A 25,468-nucleotide genomic window follows, 5' to 3' on the forward strand; every position below is an offset into this window, starting at 1 on the left:
TGAAAAACCACTACTGAAGGAAAATTAAAGTCTCTTTTCTGCTTCTTTCATGAAATCAATCAGTCCTTTTTCGTCAATTTCACTAAATCGTGCAATTTTTGGACTATCAATATCCAGCACTCCTGCTAGTTTTCCATTTTTATAAAATGGGATCACAATTTCAGAGTTACTTTCAGCATCACAAGCAATATGTCCTTCAAATTGATGCACATCATTTATACGTTGAACTGTTTCAGTAGCAAAAGCGGTTCCACAAACCCCTTTACCTATCTTAATTCGAATACAAGCAGGTTTACCTTGAAATGGCCCTAACACTAATTCATCTTCTTTAAACAAATAAAAACCAACCCAATTAATGTTATCCAATTCCATATTCAGCAATGCACTGATATTCGCAAGGTTTGCAATAAAGTCTGTTTCGCCTTCTATCAGCCCTATCGCTTGCTGAGTCAAACGTTTGTAATGTTTTAATTCCATTTGTAATTTTCCTTTATTCACTTGCGACTCGTTATATACTGAGTACAATGCCTCGATAAAAACAGTAATAGGAATCACTCTCATTATGAGCAATGTCAATTCATCTACAATTAACTGGAATTGGTTATTAAGGCAAGCAAAAACCTATAAAAAACGATTGGTTTTTGCAAATCTCATCGCAATCATAGCTACCTTGATTAGTGTGCCTATTCCATTATTAATGCCATTAATGGTTGATGAGATCTTATTAAACAAACCATCAACCGGTATTGAATTATTAAATACAATGCTCCCTACATTTTGGCAGGGACCTTTTGGCTATATCTTTTTGGTGCTTGTTTTAGTCATTCTTATGCGTGTCGTTAGCCAAATACTAAACATTTATCAAGGAAGACAGTTCACCCTAGTATCTAAAACCATTACCTATCAAATCCGCCTTCAGTTATTAGACAAGTTAAGTCGTATAAGTATGAAGGAATACGAGTCTCGTGGCAGTGGTGGTATTAACTCTCATATAATTACAGACATAGATACTATTGATAAGTTCCTCGGCCCGACACTCAGTCGCTTTATTGTGTCCTTTTTAACCGTTATTGGAACTGCTGGAGTTCTGTTATGGATAAACTGGCAGCTTGGCTTATTTATCCTTCTGGTTAACCCTATTGTTATCTATTTATCTCGTAAGCTAGGAAATCGCGTAAAAGATCTTAAACGAAAAGAAAATCAATCGTATGAACGCTTCCAAACCCGTTTAATTGAAACCTTAGATGGAATCTACCAATTACGAGCATCAAATCGTGAGCGTATCTTCTTAAATCAGCTAAAAACTCAAGCGGATGAAATAAGACACAGTGCCGACCAATTTGCTTGGCAATCGGAGGCTGCGGGACGACTTTCCTTCTTACTTTTTTTACTAGGTTTTGAGCTTTTTCGTGCAGCAGCCATGGTTATGGTGTTGATCAGTGATTTAAGTATTGGGCAAATGTTTGCGATATTTAGTTACTTATGGGTGATGCTATCTCCTATTCAAGAACTACTTAATATTCAGTTTTCTTGGTATGGGGCTTCAGCCGCATTAAAACGAATCAACACACTCCTACATATTGATGAAGAGCCAAAAGTCAGTTCAACAGTCGATCCGTTCCATCAAGAAACCGCCACTGAAATAACCATTAACAATTTAAATTTTAGTTATAACGATGAAAACCAAGTATTAAATGATCTCTCTTTAACAATACGAGCAGGTGAAAAAGTTGCCTTAGTTGGGGCCAGTGGTGGTGGGAAATCAACGCTTATTCAACTATTATTAGGGTTATATCAACCAACTGATGGTCATATCCTTTTCAACGGACATAATACGAAAGACATCGGTTTTGAAAATATTAGAAACCAAATCTCGGTTGTATTACAGCAACCTATACTATTTAACGATACACTAAGGCATAATCTAACCTTAGGATCAGACTATTCTGATGATTTATTGTGGAATGCACTTGATGTCGCACAACTGCAAGATGTGGTAATTCAACTAACAGATGGATTAAACACACAAATCGGTCGCCAAGGCGTTAAGCTTTCAGGTGGTCAACGTCAGAGATTGGCTATCGCAAGAATGGTGTTAACTGATCCTAAATTTGTTATTTTAGATGAAGCTACGTCAGCATTAGATACTGCAACAGAAGCAGCGTTACATAAGGCATTAAGTGAATTCTTAATAGGAAGAACAACATTGATTGTTGCGCACCGTTTAAGTGCCGTAAAACAAGCCGATACCATTTATGTATTAGATGATGGTAAAGTGTCTCAGTCAGGCACACATCATGAACTGGTTACACAGCAAGGACTGTATCAAACTCTATATGGATCAATTCAAAGTTAATAGATTGGATATAAACCGTGGAAGACGCTAAATTTCGTCGCTGCCACGGCTGTGATCTTGTCGTTAAAGTAGCGAAGGTAGAAAGAAAGCAGAATGCACACTGCCCTCGCTGCAATACACAACTGTATCGTGGTAATCGAATTTCATTAAACAGTGATTTAGCTATCGCTATTGCTGCGTTGTTGCTATTTATACCTTCGCATTTCTTTCCTATGGTCACCATTCAATTGTTTGGTGTCATGATCCCTGCCACGCTGCCTTCAGGAACCATCACTCTAATGGGTGAAGGCTTTCCTATGCTTGGATTATTAATTTTATTTTGTAGCTCTATAGTTCCGTTTCTTGTTTGTGGCTCGGTCGTTACTGCGCATTTAGCACTCAGACGAAAATGGTTTACTTTATTTAGAAGCAGCATTTCAACCATTCAGCATTTAAAGGATTGGATGATGTTGGATGTTTTTCTCGTAAGCTTAGCTATTGCGTGTTTTAAAATACAAGATCATGCCGATATATTCATTGGTTCCGGTCTGTACGGTCTCATCCTACTGCAATTTGTTACCTCGTTATTATTAACACACGTGAGTGCAAGACGTTATTGGCGAGTATGGCAAAGAAAACATCAACAACATATTGAAGCACCAATTAGTGAGCCCGAAGAGTCTGTTCATTGTGGGCATTGCCACTTCACACAACAAAAAGGCAGTCACTGTATCCGCTGTAAACGTCCGATACATTCAAGAAAACCAAAGTCCATACAGAAAACATGGACCTATTTACTTACTGCTGCAATATTTATCATTCCTGCAAATATTCTCTCTATCTCTATACTATTAACTAACGGTAAGCGATTAGAAGATACAATATTTTCAGGGGTTGCAGGATTAATAAAAACCGATATGTATGGCATTGCCATTATCATCTTTGTTGCAAGTATCATTGTACCTGTCGCTAAAATTCTTGGCTTAGGCTATTTATTATTATGCGTTCAATTTAAACGAACCGTTTTTCATCGTCAAAGAATGTCAATATATGTGGCCGTAAAATGGATAGGTAAATGGTCCGTAATGGATTTGTTTGTAATCTCGATTATGATGACATTAATCGATCGTGGACAAATTCTAGATTTCACTCCCGGCCTTGGTGCCGTTGCCTTTGGCTTAGTTGTGGTATTCACCATGCTAGCCGCTGAAAGTTTTGATTCTCGTTTAATTTGGGATAATTATGAGCGAAGCAAAAAATCTTGATTCATCTATTGAACAAGTAAACATCAAAAACGAACGAGGGATATCTCCACTTTGGATGCTACCCCTTCTTGCCCTATGTCTTGGGGGCTGGTTAGTTTATTCTGCTTTTATGGAAGCAGGCCAACGTGTTCAAATCTATTTTGATGATGCGCAAGGTTTGATTGCCGGTCGCACGACCATTCGTTATCAAGGTCTTGAAGTCGGTATGGTGAAAAACATCACGTTATCTGAAGACCTGTCTAATATTTATGTCGATGCAGATATTTATCCAGAAGCATCAAGTCTCCTGAAAGATAACACTCAGTTTTGGCTTGTTAAGCCTCAAGCCTCTTTAACCGGTATCTCAGGGTTAGATGCATTGGTTTCCGGTAACTACATCGCTATTTTACCCGGTTCAGGTGAGGCAAAAACGACATTTACGGCATTAGCAAACTCTCCTGCGATACAGCCAGATACCACTGGATTAAGTGTCACTTTAAGATCTAAAGATTTAGGTTCTATTTCTGTTGGTTCAAAAATCTATTACAAAAAAATCCCAATTGGTGAAGTGTATAATTTCAAATTAGACCAAGAAACCGATAACGTTCGAATTAAAGCACTTATCCAAGAAGACTACGCGCATTTAATTACGTCAAAAAGCCGTTTTTGGAATGCGAGTGGCATTGGTGCTAATATTGGTTTTAATGGTGTTGATGTACAGTTTGAAAGCTTATCTGCATTAATTGGAGGCGCCATAGCCGTCGATTCACCTGACGATGGTGCTGAAATAGAAAATGGTAAAGAGTTCCGCCTTTATTCCAACATTAAAACGGCTGGTCGTGGTATTCCCATCAAAATAACATTGCCTGATAACAACCAAGTCAGCCCTAATGGTTCTGCGATTATGTATCGTGGCCTTGAAATTGGTCAAATCAACAGCTTAAAACTGTCTGATGATAAAAAAGACATCATCGCTTCTGCCACTATTGAGCCTTCTTTTAGTGATTACCTTAATAATGGTTCTCGCTTTGTGCTTGAAGAAGCTAAGTTAGGTCTTTCTGGTGTAGAAAATATTGGTAACCTTGTTCGTGGTAATTTCCTTACTTTAATCCCTGGTAACGGTGAAAAATCACGAGCATTCACTGCGGTAAGAAAACCAGAACTTATCAAGCAAGATGCAAAAGCACTTACCTTTTCATTGTATGCCGACCGCTCTTTTGGGTTAACACCAGATACCACAATCTTATATAAAGGTATTAAAGTTGGCTCAGTAACTCACGTTGCCTTGGTTAATGATCAAGTGAAATTCGATGTAATGATTTTTGAAAAATACAAACATCTAATTAAATCTAACAACAAATTCTTTGTCTCTGGCAGCGTTTCAGCAGAGTTAACTGACTCTGGTGTCAATATTGATATCCCACCAACGCAAGCGTTAATCTCAGGTTCAATAAGCTTCACCAGTGAAGGCAAAGGCTACAAACAAAAAAGCTATACTTTATTTAAAAATAATTCTCTTGCAGAGCTAGCACAGTTCAAGACGGAGAAGAGTACTGAATTGACTCTATTTAGCCCTGAGTTACCGCCTATTACTAAGAACAGCCCTATTTTATATCGTAATCTTGTGGTCGGAAAAATTACCGATTTCAGCTTAGGTAATGATGGCGTCAACATTAAAGTAAACATTGAAAAGCAATACGCACACTTAATCCAAGACGATACTGTATTTTGGAACTACTCCGGCGTGAATGTCGAAGCAAGTTTAAGTGGTGTGAATATTCAAGCGGCACCACTTATGTCAATGATCCGGGGTGGTATTGGTTTTGACAATATGCAAGGCGTCGAAAATAAATTAGGCAAAAAATGGAAACTGTACTCAAACCTATCTGAAGCACAAGAATTTGGTAAAATCATTGCCTTTACTGCGAAAGACAGTAACTCCATATCAAAAGGAACCTTAATTAAGTACAAAGGTGTTTCTGTTGGTGAGATAAGTAGAATTACACCAAACTTTAAGCAAGGTAATGTTTATGTACAAGCTCGTATCTATCCTGAATACGTAGATCAAATTGCCGTATCTGGCAGCCATTTTTGGGTTGTTAAACCAAACATCAGCCTCTCTGGTGCTGAAAATTTAGACACATTACTTGGCAGTTATATTCAAGTAACTCCTGGTGATGGAAAAGCTCGAACTCAATTTAGCTTAACAGACCAACCTCAAAGTAATGAGTATATCTCTTATACTTTAGAGTCTATTACACGCGGCTCTGTAAAAGTGGGCACTCCTATTTTATTTAGAGAAATGGAAGTTGGAGAAGTAACCGATGTTAAATTAGGTGATTTATCCGACCGTGTTATTTTCACTATCGGCATTGATCCTGACTTTGGATACCTTGTACGTGAAAATACCGTTTTTTGGAATGTATCTGGTGTAAATATGTCAATAGGCTTAAGCGGGGCAAAAGTACAGGCTGGTACCGTTGATAGCATCTTACGTGGTGGTATTGCATTCTCGACTCCTGATGATGAAGCATTACAACCGAAAGCAAAAGCAAACAAATCGTATTTATTATATAAATCAGCTGAAGAAGATTGGCCTTTGTGGAATGCAGCAATACCGAATCCAAACAAATAATATACCAATAAAATAGTTAAATTCAGGCAACCAAACTTCACATTGGTTGCCTTTTTTTATTTAAGCCCTTAATTTACCCTATAATCTACAGATTCCATTTAGACAATACTGTTAATTGCGTTTACACTCCCTGCCATAACATCATCCTATGAGATTCATTCGTGCACGATAATATTTTTCTACCTGAAGCCTTCTTAGCACAAGTACAGGAAACCATGCCTTCCCATCTTTCAATGGAAGACTTTGTTGCCGCTTGTAAACGCCCTTTACGCCGTAGCATTCGTGTAAATACATTAAAAAACAGTGTAGAAGAATTTAAACAGCGCGCCGATGAAAAACAATGGAAGCTAGAACCCGTTCCTTGGTGTGATACAGGTTTTTGGATCACTCGACCAGAAACAGACACTGTAAAATTAGGCAGTACTGCTGAACACATGTCAGGGCTATTCTATATTCAAGAAGCAAGCTCTATGATGCCTGTTACCGCATTATTGAAAGATAATGATGATATTGAAATGGCCTTAGATATGGCTTCAGCTCCGGGTTCTAAAACGACACAACTTGCCGCAGGAATGAAAAACCAAGGAGCACTTGTTGCCAATGAGTTTTCCTCAAGCCGTGTAAAAGTGTTGTGTTCTAACGTTCAACGTTGTGGCGTAAGTAACGTTGCCCTTACCCATTTTGATGGCCGAGTATTCGGTGGTTGGTTACCTGAAACCTTCGATTCTATTTTATTAGATGCGCCTTGTTCTGGAGAAGGAACTATCCGTAAAGATCCAGATGCCATGCATAACTGGAGCCCAGAGTCAGTCATTGAAATTGGTGATACTCAACGCGATCTCATCGAAAGTGCTTTTCATGCCCTTAAACCGGGTGGCGTAATGGTTTATTCGACTTGTACGTTAAATCATCAAGAAAACCAGAATATTTGCCAACACTTAGTAGAGCAATTTGGTGACGCGGTCACGTTTGAGCCTTTGGGTGATCTTTTTGAAAATGCAGAAAAAGCCTTAACTAAAGAAGGTTTTTTGCATATCTACCCGCAGATCTTTGATAGTGAAGGTTTCTTTGTTGCTAAAATCCGAAAGAATTCAGCAACGGTAGCACCTGAAGTTAAAAAGCGTTTAGGTAAATTCCCATTTTCACTCGCATCAAGCAAAGAAATCAAAGACATTGAAGCAGAATTAAAAACGACATTAGCACTTTCTGTTCCAGAAACGAATGAATTATGGATCCGCGACAAAGAAGTATGGGCTTTCCCTAAACGTATGAAACCATTAATTGGTGAAATGCGTTATCACCGTATTGGCTTTAAACTCGCGGAAACTCATAAGAAGGGTTACCGCTGGCAGCATGAAGCTATTATGGCTTTAGCTGATACAAATAACCCTACTGCTTGTGAACTGACCACTGAACAAGCTCGTGAATGGTATATGGGTCGTGACGTACGTCCTGAATCGATAGGTAAAGGCGAAACTATTGTCACTTACTGCGGAGCAGTCATTGGCTTAGGAAAATGGGTTGGTAATCGAATTAAAAATGGCTTACCTAGAGAGTTAGTTCGTGACGGTAATTTATTTTAAATACACGATCTAGAACCATCGTACAGCTCATCCAATTCAGATAAGCTGTACGAGTTGGTTAGATACAGACAATTTAGGGATATGGACATGCCTTCGCAGTATAGAATAAAAAGGATTGTTGAAATCGGAGACACATTACATCGATGTGGCTGCGCTCCCTACAAAGTAGAGCGTTACACTACTTTTTATGCCAATAAGCATGGTGTAAATTGTATGATCCAAGCAACTCCTACCGCAATTAATTACCAATTTCCCGACGACAATAATGCCGTCATTTTAAAAAGGCATAAACCTGCCAGTATTGATTTGGGCTTACTCGCCAATACAATTATCCGTTTGCAACAACCATTAACAGAAAACCCACCGCCACCAGCAGAAAGTGTATTCTTTCCTACATGGATTATCGCCCTTGCTAATGTATGTATTCCCCCCGCTTTCTTAATGCTAGTCGGCTCAACTTATGAAGCACTATGGGTCAGTTTTTTACTTGGGTTTGTTGTATGGGCCTGCCAAGCAATTTGTACCAAACGACGCAGTCTTGCGGTTGAATTCTTCAGTGCTGTTATTGTCACCCTCATCGTTACTTTCATTGCTAGTCTAGGCGTTCCCATCCCTGTTCTTGGTCTTTGTATCGCCGCTATCGTTCTCTTTGTTCCCGGGCTTTCTATTGCCAATGCTTTAGAGTGTTTAGCCTTTAATGATTTGGTTTCAGGTACTAGCTTGCTTGGCCAATGCTTCCTTACTCTTATTAAGCTTTTTATTGGGATCATTATCGGTCTTCATATTGGTGAGGCTCTATGGGGTGTACCTGAATCCATTGACTACCAAAATGAATTTCCATTGTGGCTACAAATTGTAGGACTTCCATTAATTTCATTTTCGATTGGTGTCATGTTTAAAGCAAGGCCTATAGATATGGTTTATAGCTTACCAGTAGCAATATTGGGAATGTGGGGACCATTCTATCTTGGCTTTGATGGCGGTTGGGTTGTTGGTACTTGGGTAACGACAGTATTGATCACCTTATATGGCACTTGGATCGCTAAAAAATTAGATTTAACTGGCATCATTTTTATCATGCAAGGGATTATTATTTTAGTTCCAGGGAGCAGAGTCCTAGTCAGTGCCAGTCAAAGCGTTTTTAATGCTTCAATCCTACCGATTCCAAGTATTGGTTTATCTGCCCTATTTATGTTTTCAGCTATCGTTGCAGGACAAGTCACAGCCTATTCAATCTATTCACCCAAAATAGACCGCGACTAATTTTTAATATTACCAATATAAAAAAGGCCAGAAACTCAATAAGCTTCTGGCCTTTATTTTTACGATATTTACCGTTTTAAATTATGCACGACTCATGAACTTGTGTTCAGTCGTGTTAATTTTCACTTTCTCACCGTTAGCGATATATTCTGGAACTTGTACAGTTAAACCAGTTGTCATTGTTGCAGGCTTAGTACGAGCACTTGCAGACGCACCTTTAATTGAAGGTGCTGTATCAACGATAACTAAATCTACAGCTGAAGGTAATTCAATCGCAACTGGAGCACCATCAACGATAAGAATTTGAAGGCCTTGTGTCTCTTCAGAGATGAAAAGTAACTCTTCTTCAATCGCTTCTTTGTTAAAGTTGTATGGAGTGTAATCTTCTACATCCATGAAAACGTACTCATTACCATCAACATAAGAGAAAGTCGCACTACGACGGCTAAAATCAGCTAAAGTGATAATATCATCTGATTTAAAGCTCTCGTCTGCTTTAGAACCAGTTGCTACATCATACATACGCATACGGAATAACGTTGCGCCAGCGCGACCACTTGGTGTTAGCTTGCTGATTTCTTTAACGAAAAATACTTTACCGTTCAGTTCAATTGCTGAACCTTTTTTAATGTCACTTGCCTTTGGCATGATAAAAAATCCATAAATAATTGGTAAGTGGAAAATACCATGAACTTTTTATATCTCCAATAATTATGTGCTTGAAACTCGCGATTTATCGACTATTTATTGGGCTCTTGACTCAATCATTGCTTCTTTTCGGCCTTGCTGCCAAGATCGCAACATAGTTACCGCAGTATAGAGAACAACAAAAGATACTAACCAAGCAAGCATTTCAACATCTAATGATTTTACGATAAAGGCTGCGATGAACACACCAATAGAGCCCGTAACCACCACCACTAATGCTGCTCTTGAATTCAATGCTTCTTTTTGAATGAAATTACCTGATGAGAAGAAGCATAAAAATGCGCATGAACACATCATGATCGGAAATGCCGCCAATGGATTCATCCCTAATAGATAGATCATAGTCATGCATGGCGCATATAAACCGATTCCGACGGTCATCAATGCCCCAAAGATAAAATTACCGATAACAGCAATAATTAACTTTTCACCAGATAAACCAAGAGCATCACCACCTAATGGGAATAGATGAAATTGACCAGCAAACATCAGTAATGCAACAACAAATAATGCACCAGTCATTATTAAACGAATAAGCTGACGATCAAAATTAGAAACTAGACGAGCACCAATTGTTGCACCCGCACACGCAGCAACAATTAAGCTAAGCAACGTAGTTAAATCTACATTGACTGCGGTCAAAAATATCAAAGCTTGAAATACCGTCGCCATGGTTGCTTGAGCATTCATTGTGCCGGGTAAGTCTTTATCATCAAGAAGTTTAAATTGCTTATATCCTGCTGTTTTTATCGCAAAACTGCCAACACCTAACGTATCAAAAAAGTTAGCCACACCACCAATTAAACCAATAGCCCATATATTGGTCTGCTTCTCAGATTCTCTTTTTTTCATCCATAATTTAATAAGCATATAAAGAAAGATAATGCCTCCAATAACTAGGCTAATCTGTAAGAGCAAAAGAACGGTCATGATAATTCACACGATAGTAAGAAAGGCGCAAATAGTAATCCAGTTTTATCTTAAAAACCAGCCAACGCCCTTATAGCATAAGGCTTAGGTATTTATTCAAAATAACAATCAATCCATATAATTAACACCCAAGAACAAAATCATCATTAATATTGATATATAAGTCACCTCAACTTGAGAATATGTACTTTTCTTTGTTTTTTTATGGTTATTTATAGGATGGTTTGATGTGTTAGTTTGAAAAAAAGTGATAGGTTTGTTGGTTAAACTTATAAATAAAAATCTATGATGAAAAATAAACTATTATGCATTTCAATGTTACTTGCCGCTTCATGCTCGGCTCACGCAGATCGCTTAAATGATATCCAAGAATCAGGAGTACTTCGTGTTGGTACCACTGGAGATTACAAGCCCTTCTCTTCGTTCGATGGGAAAAGCTACATTGGTTACGATATTGATGTGGCAAAACATGTCGCAACACAACTTGGGGTAAAACTAGAGTTAGTTAAGACTTCTTGGAAAAACCTGATCCCTGATTTAAATGCCGATAAATATGATGTGGCTATGGGAGGAATAACCCGAAAAATGCAGCGTCAACTGCACGCAGAGCAAACTCAAGGTTACATGACTTTTGGTAAATGCTTTTTAGTTGCTAAAGGAAAATCTAAGCAGTTCAATACTATTGATAAAGTAAATACCGACAAAATTCATGTTGGTATTAATATTGGTGGTACTAACGAAGTCTTTGCAGATACGCATTTACAAAAAGCCAGCTTCACACGCTATGAAAATAACTTAGATGTACCTCAAGCTGTTGCGACAGGAAAGATAGACGTTATGGTGACTGAAACACCTGAAGCTCTCTATTATCAGGCAACAGATAAGCGATTAGAAGCAACTCGATGTGAGAACCCATTTACCAAAAGTCAATTTGGTTACCTTGTACCTAAAGGTGAACAAGAGCTATTAAATACAATGAATTTCATTATGGATGAAATGAAATTGAAAGGAATTGATGAAGAGCTAATGAAAAAAAATTCACTTCGATAATCCTTAATTTTTAAAACCTAATTATAAAAAAGAACGTAAAGATAACTATCAATACGTTCTTTTTTATTTAAGGTTATTCTGCTTTTATTCGTCTTTTTTGGATCAAATTAATCACAAATTTAATCGCAATTGGGAAGACCCCAAGTAACGCTAACGAACCTAATATTTGAGGAGAAATCAATCCAGATAACGACGTAATCTCTGATAGTTGTGTACCAGCATTAAGGTACACCATAGTTCCTGGTAGCATACCTAATTGACTAAAGAGATAGAAGCGCCCTGCACTGATCTTCGTTAATCCCATGAGCAAGTTAATAACAAAAAATGGGAAAATAGGAATTAATCGTAGTGTGAGTAAGTAAAAAGCACCATCTCTCTCTACGCCTTGGTTGATAGGTACAAGTTTATCTTTAAATTTGTTATCTACCCACTCCCTTAGCAAATAACGACTGCTTAAAAAGGCAATAGTCGCGCCGATACTACTCGCAAAAGAAACCAGTAACAAACTCCACCAAAAACCGAATAGAGCTGCACCAAGTAATGTAACAACGGCTGCTCCTGGAATAGATAATGCAGTAACAACAACATAGGCAAAAAAGTAAGCTGCACTATAAAAGAAAAGATTTTCTTGTATGTCACTTTGAAGTGACTGATGAAAGCCTTTAATTTGTTCAAGTGTCAGTAGGTGCCCAAAATTAAAATACACTACAGAAAACGAAACCAATAAAACCGCCAATAAGATCAGTTTTTTATTCATAATTAACTCCCTATTTTGGCATCGGTATTCATCGTTTTAGTCAAGTTATCAAAACCACCAATATACTTACCATCTATCCAGATCTGCGGCACTGTGACCGGCGTTTTCTCACCAATAATGGCTTTAACTTCTGGGATCATTCTATATAACGCAGCACTGTCTTTAACCACATCATGATAAGTATATTCAACGCCAGCAGCATCAAGCGCGGCTTTGGCTTTTATACAAAATGGACACGTTGCTTTACCAAATACAACATTTCCTTTAATTTCATCTCGTTTAGCAACTTGAGCAATAACAGCCTGAACAAGAACACCACGATTTAAGGCTTCCCCTTCACTGATCACTTTATCTTCAACAATAATGATCGGCGCATGCCATGCTTTCAGTTTTAATGGTTCCCACCAATGAGATAACCAATCTTTAACTTCAAGCTCAATAGGGATCCCCGTAAGCTCAGTATTAAATGTATCTTGAAGGATATCTTTAGTTAACGTGCATTCTCCGCAAGGGATATTAACCTTAAATGGTCCCCAACTACCTGCCCAACGATATAACGTAATTTTAATTGGCTTCATAATTTATCCCTTACCGATAAAAATTAAACTGAACTGTTTAGTTTAATTTAGCTTATATCAAATTTAAGTCAACCATTAAAAAACAAAAAGACATAATTAGTTAACTTAATGATAGTCGCTATTTTTATGCTATGAATACGGTATAGGTGATAAATGGTGAGATAACCATCTATTTAGTAGTGATTAATCTGCTTAGTCTTAAAACTACAGATAATTTGAGAGTTCTATCAAGTTACCATCTGGATCCCTAAAATAGATAGATATAATCTTACCCAGAGCTCCTGTTCGTTCGACTGGCCCATCAATAATCGTAAGGCCTTGCTCTTCTATGTGTTTTTTTACTTCTGTAATGTTCGTATTCACAATAAAGCAAAGATCAGCACTTCCATCTTTTACATTCAGAGCTTTTGGTTCAAATTCATAACCTTGTTCATGTAGATTAATCTTCTGCTCACCAAATAACAAAGCGACTCGCTCTTCACCAAAGGTTATGTACTTCATTCCAAGCACTCGAGTATAAAAATCTACCGTGTTATTAATGCTTTTTACTGTCAGTACAAGATGATCTAAATGACTAATTTCCATGATGGCACCCCACCTTAAATGTTATTCCGACTTAAAAATGATATCTAAAAACAATTGATGAGCTAATTCAATAAGTGATATATCTTTCGTTAATTGTAGTGATGCTAATAAGCCGTTATAAACTAGTCCTGCTTTTTTAGCTTTCAATTCCGCATTACCAATATCATGTCTTTTTAAAAGTGCGATTAATAAATCTTGAGTTTTTTGCTTATATCGAGCACTAACCTCAGTAATAGCCTTATCTTCATTACTGTATTCACTAAAAGCAAGTTGGAAGTAACAGCCATTAAATGAATCAATATCAATACAAGCTGCAAGGCCTTCAAAACGTAGAGCTATTTTTTCTTCTAGAGTCAGGTCTGTATTCTCAAAAAGTACCTTTACACTCGATAAAGATTGCTCACTAAAGAGCTCTAACGCATTAACAATCAAATTTTCTTTAGATTGAAAATATTTATAGATAGTCGCTTTTGATAAACCAGTAGCTGCGGTGATCTTATCCATGCTTGTACCATGAAACCCATGCAGAGCACATAATTCTATCGTTTTTTGTAATGCATTCAGTCTCTTTTCTTCTTTCATGACATCTCTCTCCTCTATTAGTTCCATAGTAACAAAATAAACTGTTTAGTTCAAAAATGGTTGACTTAATACAATTACACTATAAATTAAACTAAACAGTTTAGTTTAATTTGTGAAAAAAAATGAACAATCAAACCATAACCAACACACATAGAGATACATCTTTAGGATATAAATTAGGCGTATTTGGTGTCGTCATAACCCTACTATGGATCGGAGTTTTTAAATTTACACCAACAGAAGCCGCTGCAATAGAACCCCTTGTTGTCAATCACCCTTTAATCGGTTGGGTATATAACTTTATATCGGTACAAATGGTCTCAAACATTATTGGATTAACTGAAATCATCATTGCTATAGGGCTTATCGTTGGATTCTTTAATTCTAAAGTGGGCTACGTTTCAGGGATCCTTGCCCTACTGACCTTTATTACAACATTAAGTTTTTTAGCTACAACCCCAAATACATGGAAAATGGTTGATGGTGTGCTAACCACTAACTTTTTCTTATTAAAAGATATTGTGTTTATTTCAATTTCTTTATTAGTGATTGAGCATAATAAAAAGTATATCTAAAGCCGATAAAAAAGCCTGCTCAACATTATGTTAAGCAGGCTATTATTTTTTGATGTTAAACAGAAATCACGACAAGCACTTTGTAAGCTCTACTTAATACCAAGCATGATAGTTATGAATGTTTAGGTATTGCTCTTGGTTTACCATTTGAATCAATCGCGACATAGTTAAATGTTGCTTCGCACACCTGAAAACGATGGCTAATTTCATCTTCTTTAATTGGTTTCACCCAAACTTCTAAATCAATCGACATTGATGTACGTCCAATTTTCGTACACTCACCATAACAGCAAACAACATCACCAACACTTACCGGTTTTTTAAATGTAATGCTAGATACTGACACCGTCACAATACGTCCACCTGAAATTTCCTGAGCTAAAATTGCACCCGCTAGGTCAAGTTGAGACATAATCCAGCCACCAAAGATATCACCATTAGCATTTGTATCTGCAGGCATAGAAAGAGTTCGAAGAAGTAGCTGCCCTTTTGGTGCTTGATTGGTGTTTAATTCAGTTATCAAAGTAGTTCTCCATATTTAATATTTTGAGAACCATATCACACTTTAAATTTATCGTCAGAGATATTCCTTTTTACTTAAGAGAAGTATTTATCTCTTATCTCTAAAAAAAGCCTGCTTAACGTTACGCTACGTAGGCTATTTTTTGTGTTAATCCATCAAACTTTTGGATTTAATCGCCTTCTTGGATAACTCTTTAGCAAATGTGGCAATATTACTCTCAAATTGCTCAACACTATCTCGGATATCATCTAATGTAACGGTCAGCATTTTTCTATTTTCCATAATGACCTCACCATTCACGATAGTTGTATCTACATTACTTGGATTTGCTTGATATACCAATGTGGCATACGGATCATAATTTGGCATCATATTCGCGGACTGAGTTTCTACAATAATAATATCCGCTTTTTTTCCGACTTCTAAAGAGCCAAGTTCATTTTCCATATGCAGAGCTTTAGCTCCGCCTATGGTGGCCATTTCAATCACTTGCTCTGGGACCATTATCGTTCTATCCGAATTCTTAAGGCGCTGCATATTTGCGGCATAACTAAGTGTTCTCCATAAATCGACTTGATTTGAGCTCATGGGACCATCAGTCCCTAAACCAATTCTCATATCAGCACGATACATATCCCATGCAGGGGCAATACCTGTAGCACCCTTTGCGTTCGCCATTGGGTTGTATGAAATACCGGCATCCGCTTCTTTAAGTAAAACTTGATCGTGTTCTGATAAATGAATGCCATGTGCAATTACAACTCGCTCATCAAGCACACCTATCTCGTCTAAATACTCAACAGGCGATTTTGCTTGAGTTGGATCTTTAATGCGTGTTTCTTCATTTGGGAATTCTGCAACGTGTATTAATACCGGCACATCATAACTTTCTGATAGCTTATTGATCTCTTGGAGCTTTTCTTTACTCACAGTGTAAACGGCATGAGGGGCATAAGCAGGTGTGATCAATGGATCATTTTGGTACTCTTCAATAAACCCTTTTGCATATTCAATACCACCGTAAGGTTGTTTTGCATCTACCACAGGGAATTTAATTACTGTCTCACCAAGTACCGCTCTTAAGCCTACCTCTTTCGTCGCCTTCGCCATTTCATCCATGTGATAGTACATATCTGCATATGTCGTCACGCCGCTTTGAGCTAAATCGATAGTTCCTAGTTTAGTCGCATTGTAGATAAGTTCACGACTTAACATTTCAGATTCTAGAGGGAAAAAATAAGCAAATAAACGGTTTGAAATTCCCTCTTCACCTAAGCCTCGAAACGCAATCATTGGCAGGTGATTATGAGCGTTGATCATGCCAGGCATCACGATACCGTCTTTTGCATCAATCATTTTCGGCGCTTGATATTGATTTAATAATTCAACAGTCCCAAGTGCGATAATCTGATCATCTTTAATAACCACAACACCGTCATCAATGATTTGCATCGTTGAGTTAATCGTTAACACTTGCCCATTATTAACAATCACATCTGCATTGTATTTTTGCTTTTCTTTCGCTAGACCACAACCAGAAAGTAAAATAACGCTAATACTAAATACCAAGCTTTTAAGCTTCATTCCTAAACCTTAACTTATGTTCCCTAATTAAAGAGGTAAAGTAAGTTTAAAGGGAAGAATTAAACTTACTCTCTTTTTATAAGTAATCTACCACCTAGCTTGTTCTATGAATATGAAACTTTCAAAAATAAAATGCCATTTAAGCAACGAAAAAATAGCATTTACACAAAACCACCATTGTATAAAAACATAGGGTATTCACACAGGCAATGCATTTATATATGGCATTTGTTTTGGTTATAAAATATCATTTACTAAAAGGCACTAATAAATAATAGCCTTGGTATAGCATGTCGATAAACCACTGATTGATTTCAATTAGTCATACTTTTATATTAATTAGAATAGAATTACACATTATGAAATATCTTTTAACTGCTTTGCTTGTTTTACCTTTATTTGGGTGTGGTGGCGATAAAAGTACCTCCGACAATAAATCCGTAGTTAATCATGTAGCAACACCAGAAAAAATTGTTAACCTTGATGGTATTAGCTTAAAATCAACACTTTACCCACAGAAAACAAATGACTACTCTAGCTTAGATACTTTGAAGGTTGTATTTTCCACTGACAATATTACTGACGGTTCAGAAAGTATATCTTGTAATTGGATTATAGATAACATTACAGTCTCAAACGACTGTGAATATCAACTGAAAGAAAATGAGCACCTTTTTCCGATTATGGTATCAGCTCAACTTAATTATAAAGAACAAGTGACTGAACCATTCGTAAAAATATTTACTAAATCCTTCCCTATACAACAAGTAGCAAATAGTTATAGCAAGGTAACCTTATTTAATACAGGTCAGGTTCTTGAGTGGAATAATATTCTTGATGGAGAGTTTGCCTATCAAGCAGAAAGGCGTTTTGAGAAAATAAAACCTACAGATAATAATCAATTTGTCGCTATCTATGCACATGCTAATGCCTTCTCTGGTATAAAAAGTAATGGCGACTTTTATCTTTGGGGGCCAAAAATAAAAAATAGCATCGATTTAATTGATGACATAAATATTGAAGGTGTTAGAAAAGTAACCGCTGCCGATAAATACTTTTCAATATTAACGAATACAGGTAATGTTTATATTATTAGTAGTACTAAAAACATGACTAAAAAAATAAATATCAATAATGGCATTGATATCTTAACAAGTAAAAGTAGTACTATTATTCAAACTGAGCAAGGTGAAGCTTGCCTAATTGAAGAAACCGGAAAAATATCATGTAGTGATATACAAGGTAATATTACGCACCTTGTCGAGTTAAGCTATGATTATAAAGGTAACTATGCTCTTCTCACTGATCAAGGGTATCTATATAAGTGGGGAAAACTAACAACAAATCAAGGTGAGTTAGTTAGCCAAAATGTCACTAGCATAATTGCAAATTATAGTGCCTTTGCTTTTCTTAAATCAGATGGAACTGTTGGTGCCTGGGGAAGTAGGACTAAAGGTGGTGAGTTTATTTATGACTATTACAGCTTTGAACAAGTTAACTTTAAAGCCAGTAAAAAATGCGTTCCTATAAAATATGATGAATCTGAATATAACTCAAGCGATATGTATGACCCTGATTATGAACCAGTTTATGACGCTATATGTGGCCGGGGGTATAAACAAATTTCTATCCCAGCATATTCTGCACCAGAAAAAACACACGTCGAATATAAACTAGATATTGAATTAGAAAACGTAAAAAAAATCGTCGGAGCTTCAGGCTCTTTCGCAGCATTAACTTTTGATGGGAATGTTATTACATGGGGAACTATTTTTAGTGGGGGTAATATCTATTCTGATAACGTTAACCATGTAAATAAATTAACTAATATTATTGATATAAAAACAAATACAGGAGGATACTCAACAATACGTCAAGATGGGGATATTACCTCATGGCAAGGAATATGGGATCTTAATGCTGAAGTACAATTTGGTGAATATATTAAATATTACTATTATGACAAAAATAGACCTAGTCATGTAAATTTCTCTGATGCATTTATAAACGCTTCACCAGATAAAATTTCTATTTTCACTTCAAATGATGGTGCTTATTTATTAACAGAAGTAGCAAAACGAGAATCATCTCCACACTTCATTCTTAATTCATGGGGATATAAAGAGTTCGGTGGTGGTTTAACGAATATAAAGCTACCGGGAAAAGTAGATAGAGTATTCCCTCGCAGTACTGGTTTTACTATCTATACTGACCAAGGGAATATTTATAACATTGATACGTCTAATGATGTCGCAGTACTTAAGAAAATAGATACCACGATTTAAGATCTAATAAGTGAACGAGCCTACTATTTTAGCTCGTTCACTATAGTTCATACATTTTATCAAACTCTCGTTGTGCTAAAATCTCTTCAATTTTAGAGCGAGCATCAACTTTAATGTTCCCATCAGAATTTGCTTGTTTTGCTTTCTTCCTTGATTTTACTTCACGTACTGGTTTTATTTTATCAGTCATATAACTCTCCATTTGATAACGAGAGTATAACACTGTTTTAAATAGTAAATATCATAGCACCGTCAAATCATTCCAAATTTATTAATAAAAATTTCACGATATTTTATAAAATTAATCATTAAGAATACGATTACTTTTTTCAAAACTGCAATGAATCGCCTTGCTCAGGAAAAATGAAATTAGCCCCTAGCTTATTTGCATCCGCTAGCTGTTTTTTGATAATCACTTTAGGATCTTCACTATTCTTTAGACTGTATTTAATATGGCTAATAACTACGTTTAAGTCTTTTAAAGAACCTTTATCATTCATGCTTTCAAGTACTGTCAACTCTTTGAGTAACCAGTTTGGTGTTAAATGTCCAAATAGCGATTTATCCGGCGTTTCATTAGTAAAAGAAACTTCAATAATAATTCCTTTTAACTTTCCTTCCTTAACAAAAGGCGCCAATGTTGACCACACTGTTTTCAATGCCGAACTTTTTTCAACATCGTCAGGACCAGTATCCCCAAAATAAGCAAATACATCCCCTTTTTGATCTTTTAAAATAAAGGCTGTCGATTCTCCACCAGAATGTGAAAGCGGCAGTGCCATTACTGTCATTGTTGTATTTGAAACCGCGCTCCACATCGTTGGCACCAAATCGACGTAATTGTATTTATTAAGTTTAAAACCATCGCCTTTGTTTCCAAAATTAGGCCATGCAGACCAATTAAAGTAATTCTTCATTAGATCTTTGTTTGTGCCCTCTAATCCATAAATCGGTTTTTTACTGTCATCAGGAGAAGAGATAATTAAGCCTGAGACATGATCTAAATGAGCATGGCTAATCAAATACCCTTTGATTTTATCATTTAGTAAATAGCCTACTTTTGTGTAAGGAGAATTATCTGGCAACGCGATATTGTTAAAGGCGCCTTTCTGCTCTGAGACAATCAATCCATTCACGACAGAACCGGCATCAAGCATGATAAAATTTGAATCTTGTTCACTCTTAATTAAAAAAGCCGTTAAATTTCCATCTTGGATCCCTCCTTTACTCCCTAAAGTAACGGTATCAAAACTCGCGGATTGAGCCGAAAAAGAAAAAACAGACAAACACGTAAATAACACTGCCAATTTATTTTTAAACATATCCAACCTTAAATAATACTGCACACCCTTGTGCTCAATCAGATAATACAATGAGATAAATAAATGGTGTATTAAATATTTAAGACTATTGATAAGAAAGTAATTATAAACAACATGACCCACAGAATTTGATAGCACTAACATCTTTACCTAAAAATCCACGCTACACTTCCGCTCAATGTTAATCACCGAAGTAGTAATCATGGCGACAATCAGTGACGTTGCAAAGTTAGCAGGGGTTTCAACTGCTACCGTTTCCCGCGTAATTAATAACTCAGCTTATGTTGAACCTGTCACTCTTGAGCGAGTACAAAATGCCATCCGTGAACTCAATTATCAGCGAGATGCAAGAGCCAGCGCCTTAGCAAAAAAGACAAATAACACGCTTGGTTTATTAACGGGGAATCTTGCTGATCCTTTCTTTGCTTTAATCGCCAAACATGTAGAAGAAGTGGCACGTAAAAATAAATGCCAACTAGTTGTGGTAAGCGGTGGTCACGATGCACAAAGAGAAAAAGAAGGGTTAGATTTTTTAATAAGCCAAGGATGCGAAGCTATGGTGGTTCACGCAAAAATGCTAGACGATACCACCCTACTTAGATACAGCGCTCAACTCCCTTCGATGGTATTGCTTAATCGCACCATTCCACAAATATCCAACCGCTCAGTCTATATTGATAATAGAGCTGGTGCTAAAGAATCTGTGGTTCATTTAATTGAGCAAGGTCATCGTAAGATCGCCTGTGTCACCAGTGATCTTCCTATTGAAGACAGAACAGAGCGACTTAACGGTTATCGCGATGCCATGAAAGAAGCCAATATTACTATTGAACCAAACTGGATAATAAATCAGAACTTTAGCGAACAAGGCGGAGAACTGGCGGGTGAACAATTACTGGCTCAATGCCCAGAAGTCACCGCTGTGGTTACCTTTAACGATGTAATGGCTGCGGGTTTGATGGCGAATTTACATGAAAATAATATTCGTGTACCTGACGATATTTCTATTATTGGGTTTGACGATGTTTTATTAGCTCGATATCTCTACCCACGCTTAACCACCATGCACAACCCTATTGATGAAATGTCGACTTATGCTGCTGATTTAGCATTAAAAATCAAAAACTCTGGATATGTCCCTCCATCAAATCATCGCTTTAATGCTAGCTTGGTTAAGCGCCAAACTGTCATACCTTATTCAGACATACAAGCCCTAAAAGTGTGATGAACATCTTAGGTAACAACCCCATGTAAGCGCTTACATGAGTCCGTTACCTATCTCTCATATTCCAATGAATAGAACTCTTATTATGACCTCATAAAAACAAAACAACCCTACATCTGTTTACGAGGAATACAAAATGACACAATCAAAGCCTCTACCATCATTTGCACTCGCAATAGCACCTATTGCAGTCATGTTTGGTCTACTTGCAATTGGATACGGCCTCTTCGGTCTACAAATTGAAGCGCTGCTACTTACTTCAGCCACCTTTACCGGTTTTATCGCTTATAAAATGGGATACAACTGGGATACAACTGGGATGAAATAATGAATGCCATTGTTGAGAAACTGGCGAAAGCAATGCCTGTTATCTTAATTTTGGTTTCTGTTGGTGGCCTAATCGCAAGTTGGATGGTCAGTGGTACTATTCCTTATATGGTGTACTGGGGATTAAAAGTTATTAGTCCTCAATATATCTTGATCGCTGCTTTCTTTGTTACCAGTGTGGTTTCTGTGTGTACAGGTACATCATGGGGCTCTGCAGGAACTGTAGGTGTTGCTCTAATGGGTGTTGCCGCAGGTCTTGATGTATCAATGGCAGCCGCCGCAGGTGCTGTGGTTTCTGGTGCTTACTTTGGTGATAAAATCTCCCCTCTTTCTGATTCAACCAACTTTGCTCCAATTGTTTCTGGCACGACCTTATACGAACACATCCAACACATGCTTTATACCACGCTACCGGGCTTTGTTATCGCTTCTGTTGTCTTCTTTTTCGCTGGTCAATATGGTGATGTCGCGAATGTAAGCGAGCCTCAAAAAGTACTCGACATACTTGCAGGATTAGAAAGCCTATATAACCTTAATATTCTATTAATTGTGCCACCAATGATGATCTTATGGGGTGCATTTACTAAAAAACCAGTACTTCCATTGATGCTTGCGGCTTCTGCTTTAGCGATTGTTATTGGCATTTTCGTACAAGGTTTTAGCTTACAACAAGCTCTGCAAGCGTTTGTGAATGGCTTTAATATCGATATGCTAAACGCAAATGGTCATGCAACCGATGGCTTGGTTCCTGATATTGCAAAACTGCTTAACCGTGGTGGCCTATTCTCGATGATGAGCACTATTCTTCTTGTGTTTTGTGCCTTCGCTTTCGCGGGTATTTTAAGTTTAACTGGCGCACTCAATGTAGTATTAGGTCGCTTCTTACACCTGATTCATAGTACAGGCCAGTTAATTCTATCAACCGTGATTGCTACGATTACCGTGGTATTCACAACTTCTGATGGCAAACTTGCCCTATTAATCCCAGGAGAATTATTCCAAAACGCTTATCGTAAAATGGGATTGGATACAAAAAATCTGTCAAGAACCATTGAAGATGCAGGCACCATTATCGAACCACTGGTTCCATGGACAGCCGCAGGTATTTACATGGCAAGCACATTAGGCGTAGCAACGCTTGATTACCTTCCATGGGCAATTCAATGTTACACCGGCGTGATTTTCGCCATCATTTATGGTTTCACGGGCTTTGGTATTGCAAAAGCACCCGTAACTCAAGACAACAACGACTCATTATCTCCTAAGGCTATCTCATGACAACTTCTTTTGACTGCATTCACAACCGTTGTAACACCGGCTCATTAAAATGGGATTTCATGAAAGAAAAGCTCGGATTAGATGGCACGGACCGACTACCTATGTGGGTGTCTGATTACGACTTTCAAGCGCCACCACACGTATTAGAAGCACTTCATAATCGCATTGACCATGGTATTTTTGGTTATGCAGAACGTAATGATGACTACTACCAAGCGATCATCACTTGGTATCAACAGCAGCATCACATTCAAATTGAAAAAGAATGGATAACAACCGTACACGGTGTATTACCGGGGCTTTCAATGGCAATTCAATTGCTAACAGAAACCAATGATAAAGTGGTAATGCAAACGCCGGGCTATGGATCATTTCGTAAAATCGTTGAGTTTAATGACCGAGTATTAGTTGAAAATCCATTAGTAGAGCAACAAGGGAACTATTCACTCGATCTCGCTCATTTAGAATCTTGTTTTCAGCAAGGCGCTAAAGTGATGATCTTCTGTAACCCTCACAACCCTGTTGGTAAAGCATGGTCAAAAGAAGAGATAACCGCGGTAGCAGAGCTATGTCATCAATACGATGTGTGGTTGTTAAGTGATGAGATCTGGGGCGATTTAGCGATGGGAGATAACACTTACCATTCAGCGTTATCACTACCAGAAAATCTACAACAAAAACTGATTGTAGCAACAGCAGCAAGTAAAACATTTGGTTTGTCTTCAGTTCGTATTTCTAATTTCATGATCCCTAATCAAGAATTAAAAGCACGTTTAGTTCGTCGTTTAGATGCTCATGGTATGGATGTTTATAATAGCTTGGCAATGTGTGCAGCCACTGCTGCTTACCAAACCTCTGCACCGTGGTTAAACGAGCTAAAAACCTATCTACAAGAGAACATTACTACTCTAGCAACTTTTATTGAAAGCGAACTACCAGATCTGAGCTTTACGCCTCCAGAAGCTGGATATTTAGCATGGGTAGATTGCCGCTCTCTTGGATTAACGGACAAAGAGCTAGAATTGAAATTAGTTGAGGCTGGCATTGTTCCAAGCATGGGGATTGCGTTTGGCAGTGAAGGCTCAGGGTTTATTCGTTTAAACCTAGGTTGTCCTCGTGAAGTGTTAGTTCAAGCAATGCAGCGAATTAACGTTGCGCTGAGTAGCTAAATAAATAACCATAACGTCTAAAACAAAAAAGCCGCTAAATTCAGCGGTTTTTTATCATCAAACAACTGGTTTTCTATTTTCTAATTATCCCTCACTGTTGAAGTTTCATTCTGCTTTCTAAATTGTTCGGGAGTTACACCAGTATGCTTTCGGAACATTTTAATAAAAGAAGACCCTTGGCTATAACCCAGCTGATACGCTATTTCATTAATGCTTATGGATTCTTTCAATAATGTCATTGCTTTAACTAATTTTGCTCTCTGCCGCCAATCATTAAAGCTCATTTTTAATTCTTTTTGAAAGCGTCTGGCTAGCGTCCTTTCTGTACTAAACACACGTTTAGCCCAAACAGATAAACTCGAATCATCTTCAGGGTTTTCTTCTAGTTGCGTCAAAATAGGTGCTAATAACTTATCTTGCGTTGATGGTAAATAAATTTCAATTGGGTTTATTTTTACTAATCTATCCATAAGCACATAGCTAAGGCATTTATCTTCTTCTGAGCTCACCATCGTTGTTTTTCGTTCAATCAAGTCATCAATTATTGCCCTTAATAACGGTGTTAATGGGATCATACACGCGTGTTTAGGAAACTTTTCGCTCAACTCTGCCGTAATATTAATGGCGCAATATTCAATATCATTCCGATTAAATGCCTGATGATGTTGGTGAGGAGGAGTCCAAATCGTATAGTTTGCAGGACACACCATTTTCTGTTGATCCACTTCCATTTCTAACACTCCTTGCTTAATTAAATGCAACTGCCCCCAAGAGTGTGAATGCGGTAAGGTTTCTGTTTTCGCTTCAATAAAAAAATAGTGACAAAAAACATCTGTTGGCAGTGTTTCTGTCAATTTAGGCATGAATTTTTTATCTGTCGTAATCGCTATATCAGGTGTCATAAATGGTATACCACTGCTCTCTGTATTA

At 37.4% G+C, this 25,468-nt stretch carries 22 protein-coding genes and 1 pseudogene; 11 read left to right on the forward strand and 12 right to left on the reverse strand.

Features of this window, described 5'->3' with window-relative positions; genetic code table 11:
• Positions 1 to 24 precede the first annotated feature (24 nt).
• Positions 25 to 477 carry a GAF domain-containing protein gene (locus BTO23_RS05250; RefSeq protein ID WP_105063091.1) on the reverse strand — a complete coding sequence of 151 codons (453 nt, stop codon included), beginning with the start codon at positions 475 to 477 and terminating at the stop codon, positions 25 to 27.
• Positions 478 to 562: 85 nt separating this feature from the next.
• Here BTO23_RS05250 and BTO23_RS05255 point away from each other — a divergent pair, with 85 nt between their 5' ends.
• From BTO23_RS05255 to BTO23_RS05275, 5 genes are all read left to right on the forward strand, one after another.
• Entirely contained in the window at positions 563 to 2,356 is a 1,794-nt protein-coding gene (locus tag BTO23_RS05255; RefSeq protein WP_105063092.1) for an ABC transporter ATP-binding protein, read from the forward strand.
• Positions 2,357 to 2,373: 17 nt separating this feature from the next.
• Positions 2,374 to 3,600, forward strand: coding sequence for a paraquat-inducible protein A (locus BTO23_RS05260; RefSeq protein WP_060990964.1), 1,227 nt, complete (start codon positions 2,374 to 2,376; stop codon positions 3,598 to 3,600).
• Positions 3,578 to 6,214, forward strand: coding sequence for an MlaD family protein (locus BTO23_RS05265; protein WP_061011538.1), 2,637 nt, complete (start codon positions 3,578 to 3,580; stop codon positions 6,212 to 6,214). The genes BTO23_RS05260 and BTO23_RS05265 overlap by 23 nt, the downstream gene beginning before the upstream one ends.
• A 161-nt stretch (positions 6,215 to 6,375) precedes the next feature.
• Entirely contained in the window at positions 6,376 to 7,797 is a 1,422-nt protein-coding gene (gene rsmF / locus BTO23_RS05270; RefSeq protein WP_105063093.1) for a 16S rRNA (cytosine(1407)-C(5))-methyltransferase RsmF, read from the forward strand.
• Between the two features lie 87 nt (positions 7,798 to 7,884).
• Positions 7,885 to 9,060 carry a threonine/serine exporter family protein gene (locus tag BTO23_RS05275; RefSeq protein ID WP_060990961.1) on the forward strand — a complete coding sequence of 392 codons (1,176 nt, stop codon included), beginning with the start codon at positions 7,885 to 7,887 and terminating at the stop codon, positions 9,058 to 9,060.
• Between the two features lie 81 nt (positions 9,061 to 9,141).
• Here the strand turns inward: BTO23_RS05275 and efpL are convergent, their stop codons facing one another.
• Both efpL and BTO23_RS05285 read right to left on the reverse strand, forming a co-directional pair.
• Positions 9,142 to 9,708 (reverse strand): elongation factor P-like protein EfpL, encoded by a 567-nt coding sequence (gene efpL / locus BTO23_RS05280; protein ID WP_060990960.1) that lies wholly within the window; start codon positions 9,706 to 9,708, stop codon positions 9,142 to 9,144.
• Between the two features lie 96 nt (positions 9,709 to 9,804).
• A complete protein-coding gene (locus BTO23_RS05285) occupies positions 9,805 to 10,698 on the reverse strand; it encodes a sulfite exporter TauE/SafE family protein (RefSeq protein ID WP_060990959.1) in 894 nt (297 codons plus the stop codon).
• 285 nt (positions 10,699 to 10,983) lie between these two features.
• Between BTO23_RS05285 and BTO23_RS05290 the strand changes: the two genes are divergently transcribed.
• Positions 10,984 to 11,748 carry a transporter substrate-binding domain-containing protein gene (locus BTO23_RS05290; RefSeq protein ID WP_060990958.1) on the forward strand — a complete coding sequence of 255 codons (765 nt, stop codon included), beginning with the start codon at positions 10,984 to 10,986 and terminating at the stop codon, positions 11,746 to 11,748.
• Between the two features lie 73 nt (positions 11,749 to 11,821).
• Here BTO23_RS05290 and BTO23_RS05295 read toward each other — a convergent pair whose 3' ends face one another.
• The 4 genes from BTO23_RS05295 to BTO23_RS05310 form a co-directional block, all read right to left on the reverse strand.
• Positions 11,822 to 12,505 carry a TVP38/TMEM64 family protein gene (locus BTO23_RS05295; protein WP_060990957.1) on the reverse strand — a complete coding sequence of 228 codons (684 nt, stop codon included), beginning with the start codon at positions 12,503 to 12,505 and terminating at the stop codon, positions 11,822 to 11,824.
• 2 nt (positions 12,506 to 12,507) lie between these two features.
• Positions 12,508 to 13,083, reverse strand: coding sequence for a glutaredoxin family protein (locus BTO23_RS05300; protein WP_060990956.1), 576 nt, complete (start codon positions 13,081 to 13,083; stop codon positions 12,508 to 12,510).
• A 204-nt stretch (positions 13,084 to 13,287) separates the two neighbouring features.
• Positions 13,288 to 13,668: a VOC family protein gene (locus BTO23_RS05305; RefSeq protein ID WP_060990955.1), complete on the reverse strand. Its 381-nt coding sequence runs from the start codon at positions 13,666 to 13,668 to the stop codon at positions 13,288 to 13,290.
• A 21-nt stretch (positions 13,669 to 13,689) separates the two neighbouring features.
• The gene (locus BTO23_RS05310) at positions 13,690 to 14,250 is read right to left on the reverse strand and encodes a TetR family transcriptional regulator (RefSeq protein WP_060990954.1); all 561 of its coding nucleotides are present in this window, start codon (positions 14,248 to 14,250) and stop codon (positions 13,690 to 13,692) included.
• Positions 14,251 to 14,372: 122 nt separating this feature from the next.
• On the opposite strand from BTO23_RS05310, the gene BTO23_RS05315 reads away from it, so the two are divergent.
• Complete coding sequence (locus BTO23_RS05315) at positions 14,373 to 14,825, forward strand: DUF417 family protein (protein ID WP_060990953.1); 453 nt, start codon at positions 14,373 to 14,375, stop codon at positions 14,823 to 14,825.
• A gap of 112 nt (positions 14,826 to 14,937) precedes the next feature.
• Here BTO23_RS05315 and yciA read toward each other — a convergent pair whose 3' ends face one another.
• Positions 14,938 to 15,348 carry an acyl-CoA thioester hydrolase YciA gene (gene yciA / locus BTO23_RS05320; RefSeq protein WP_105063094.1) on the reverse strand — a complete coding sequence of 137 codons (411 nt, stop codon included), beginning with the start codon at positions 15,346 to 15,348 and terminating at the stop codon, positions 14,938 to 14,940.
• A gap of 147 nt (positions 15,349 to 15,495) precedes the next feature.
• Entirely contained in the window at positions 15,496 to 16,932 is a 1,437-nt protein-coding gene (locus BTO23_RS05325; RefSeq protein WP_061028625.1) for an amidohydrolase, read from the reverse strand.
• 359 nt (positions 16,933 to 17,291) lie between these two features.
• Between BTO23_RS05325 and BTO23_RS05330 the strand changes: the two genes are divergently transcribed.
• Entirely contained in the window at positions 17,292 to 19,217 is a 1,926-nt protein-coding gene (locus BTO23_RS05330; protein WP_170066695.1) for an RCC1 domain-containing protein, read from the forward strand.
• Between the two features lie 40 nt (positions 19,218 to 19,257).
• Here the strand turns inward: BTO23_RS05330 and BTO23_RS21290 are convergent, their stop codons facing one another.
• Positions 19,258 to 19,407, reverse strand: coding sequence for a hypothetical protein (locus BTO23_RS21290; RefSeq protein WP_170066682.1), 150 nt, complete (start codon positions 19,405 to 19,407; stop codon positions 19,258 to 19,260).
• A gap of 139 nt (positions 19,408 to 19,546) precedes the next feature.
• Positions 19,547 to 20,539 carry an MBL fold metallo-hydrolase gene (locus BTO23_RS05340; RefSeq protein ID WP_105063096.1) on the reverse strand — a complete coding sequence of 331 codons (993 nt, stop codon included), beginning with the start codon at positions 20,537 to 20,539 and terminating at the stop codon, positions 19,547 to 19,549.
• A gap of 202 nt (positions 20,540 to 20,741) precedes the next feature.
• Here BTO23_RS05340 and BTO23_RS05345 point away from each other — a divergent pair, with 202 nt between their 5' ends.
• From BTO23_RS05345 to BTO23_RS05355, 3 genes and pseudogenes are all read left to right on the forward strand, one after another.
• Positions 20,742 to 21,764: a LacI family DNA-binding transcriptional regulator gene (locus BTO23_RS05345; protein ID WP_105063097.1), complete on the forward strand. Its 1,023-nt coding sequence runs from the start codon at positions 20,742 to 20,744 to the stop codon at positions 21,762 to 21,764.
• 136 nt (positions 21,765 to 21,900) lie between these two features.
• Positions 21,901 to 23,369 (forward strand): annotated as a pseudogene (nhaC, locus tag BTO23_RS05350) (Na+/H+ antiporter NhaC).
• Complete coding sequence (locus BTO23_RS05355) at positions 23,366 to 24,538, forward strand: MalY/PatB family protein (protein ID WP_170066696.1); 1,173 nt, start codon at positions 23,366 to 23,368, stop codon at positions 24,536 to 24,538. The pseudogene nhaC and the gene BTO23_RS05355 overlap by 4 nt, the downstream one beginning before the upstream one ends.
• A gap of 80 nt (positions 24,539 to 24,618) precedes the next feature.
• Here the strand turns inward: BTO23_RS05355 and BTO23_RS05360 are convergent, their stop codons facing one another.
• Complete coding sequence (locus tag BTO23_RS05360) at positions 24,619 to 25,440, reverse strand: AraC family transcriptional regulator (protein ID WP_172794745.1); 822 nt, start codon at positions 25,438 to 25,440, stop codon at positions 24,619 to 24,621.
• Positions 25,441 to 25,468: the final 28 nt, after the last annotated feature.

The sequence above is a fragment of the Aliivibrio sifiae genome, assembly GCF_002954715.1.
Lineage (GTDB): Bacteria > Pseudomonadota > Gammaproteobacteria > Enterobacterales > Vibrionaceae > Aliivibrio > Aliivibrio sifiae.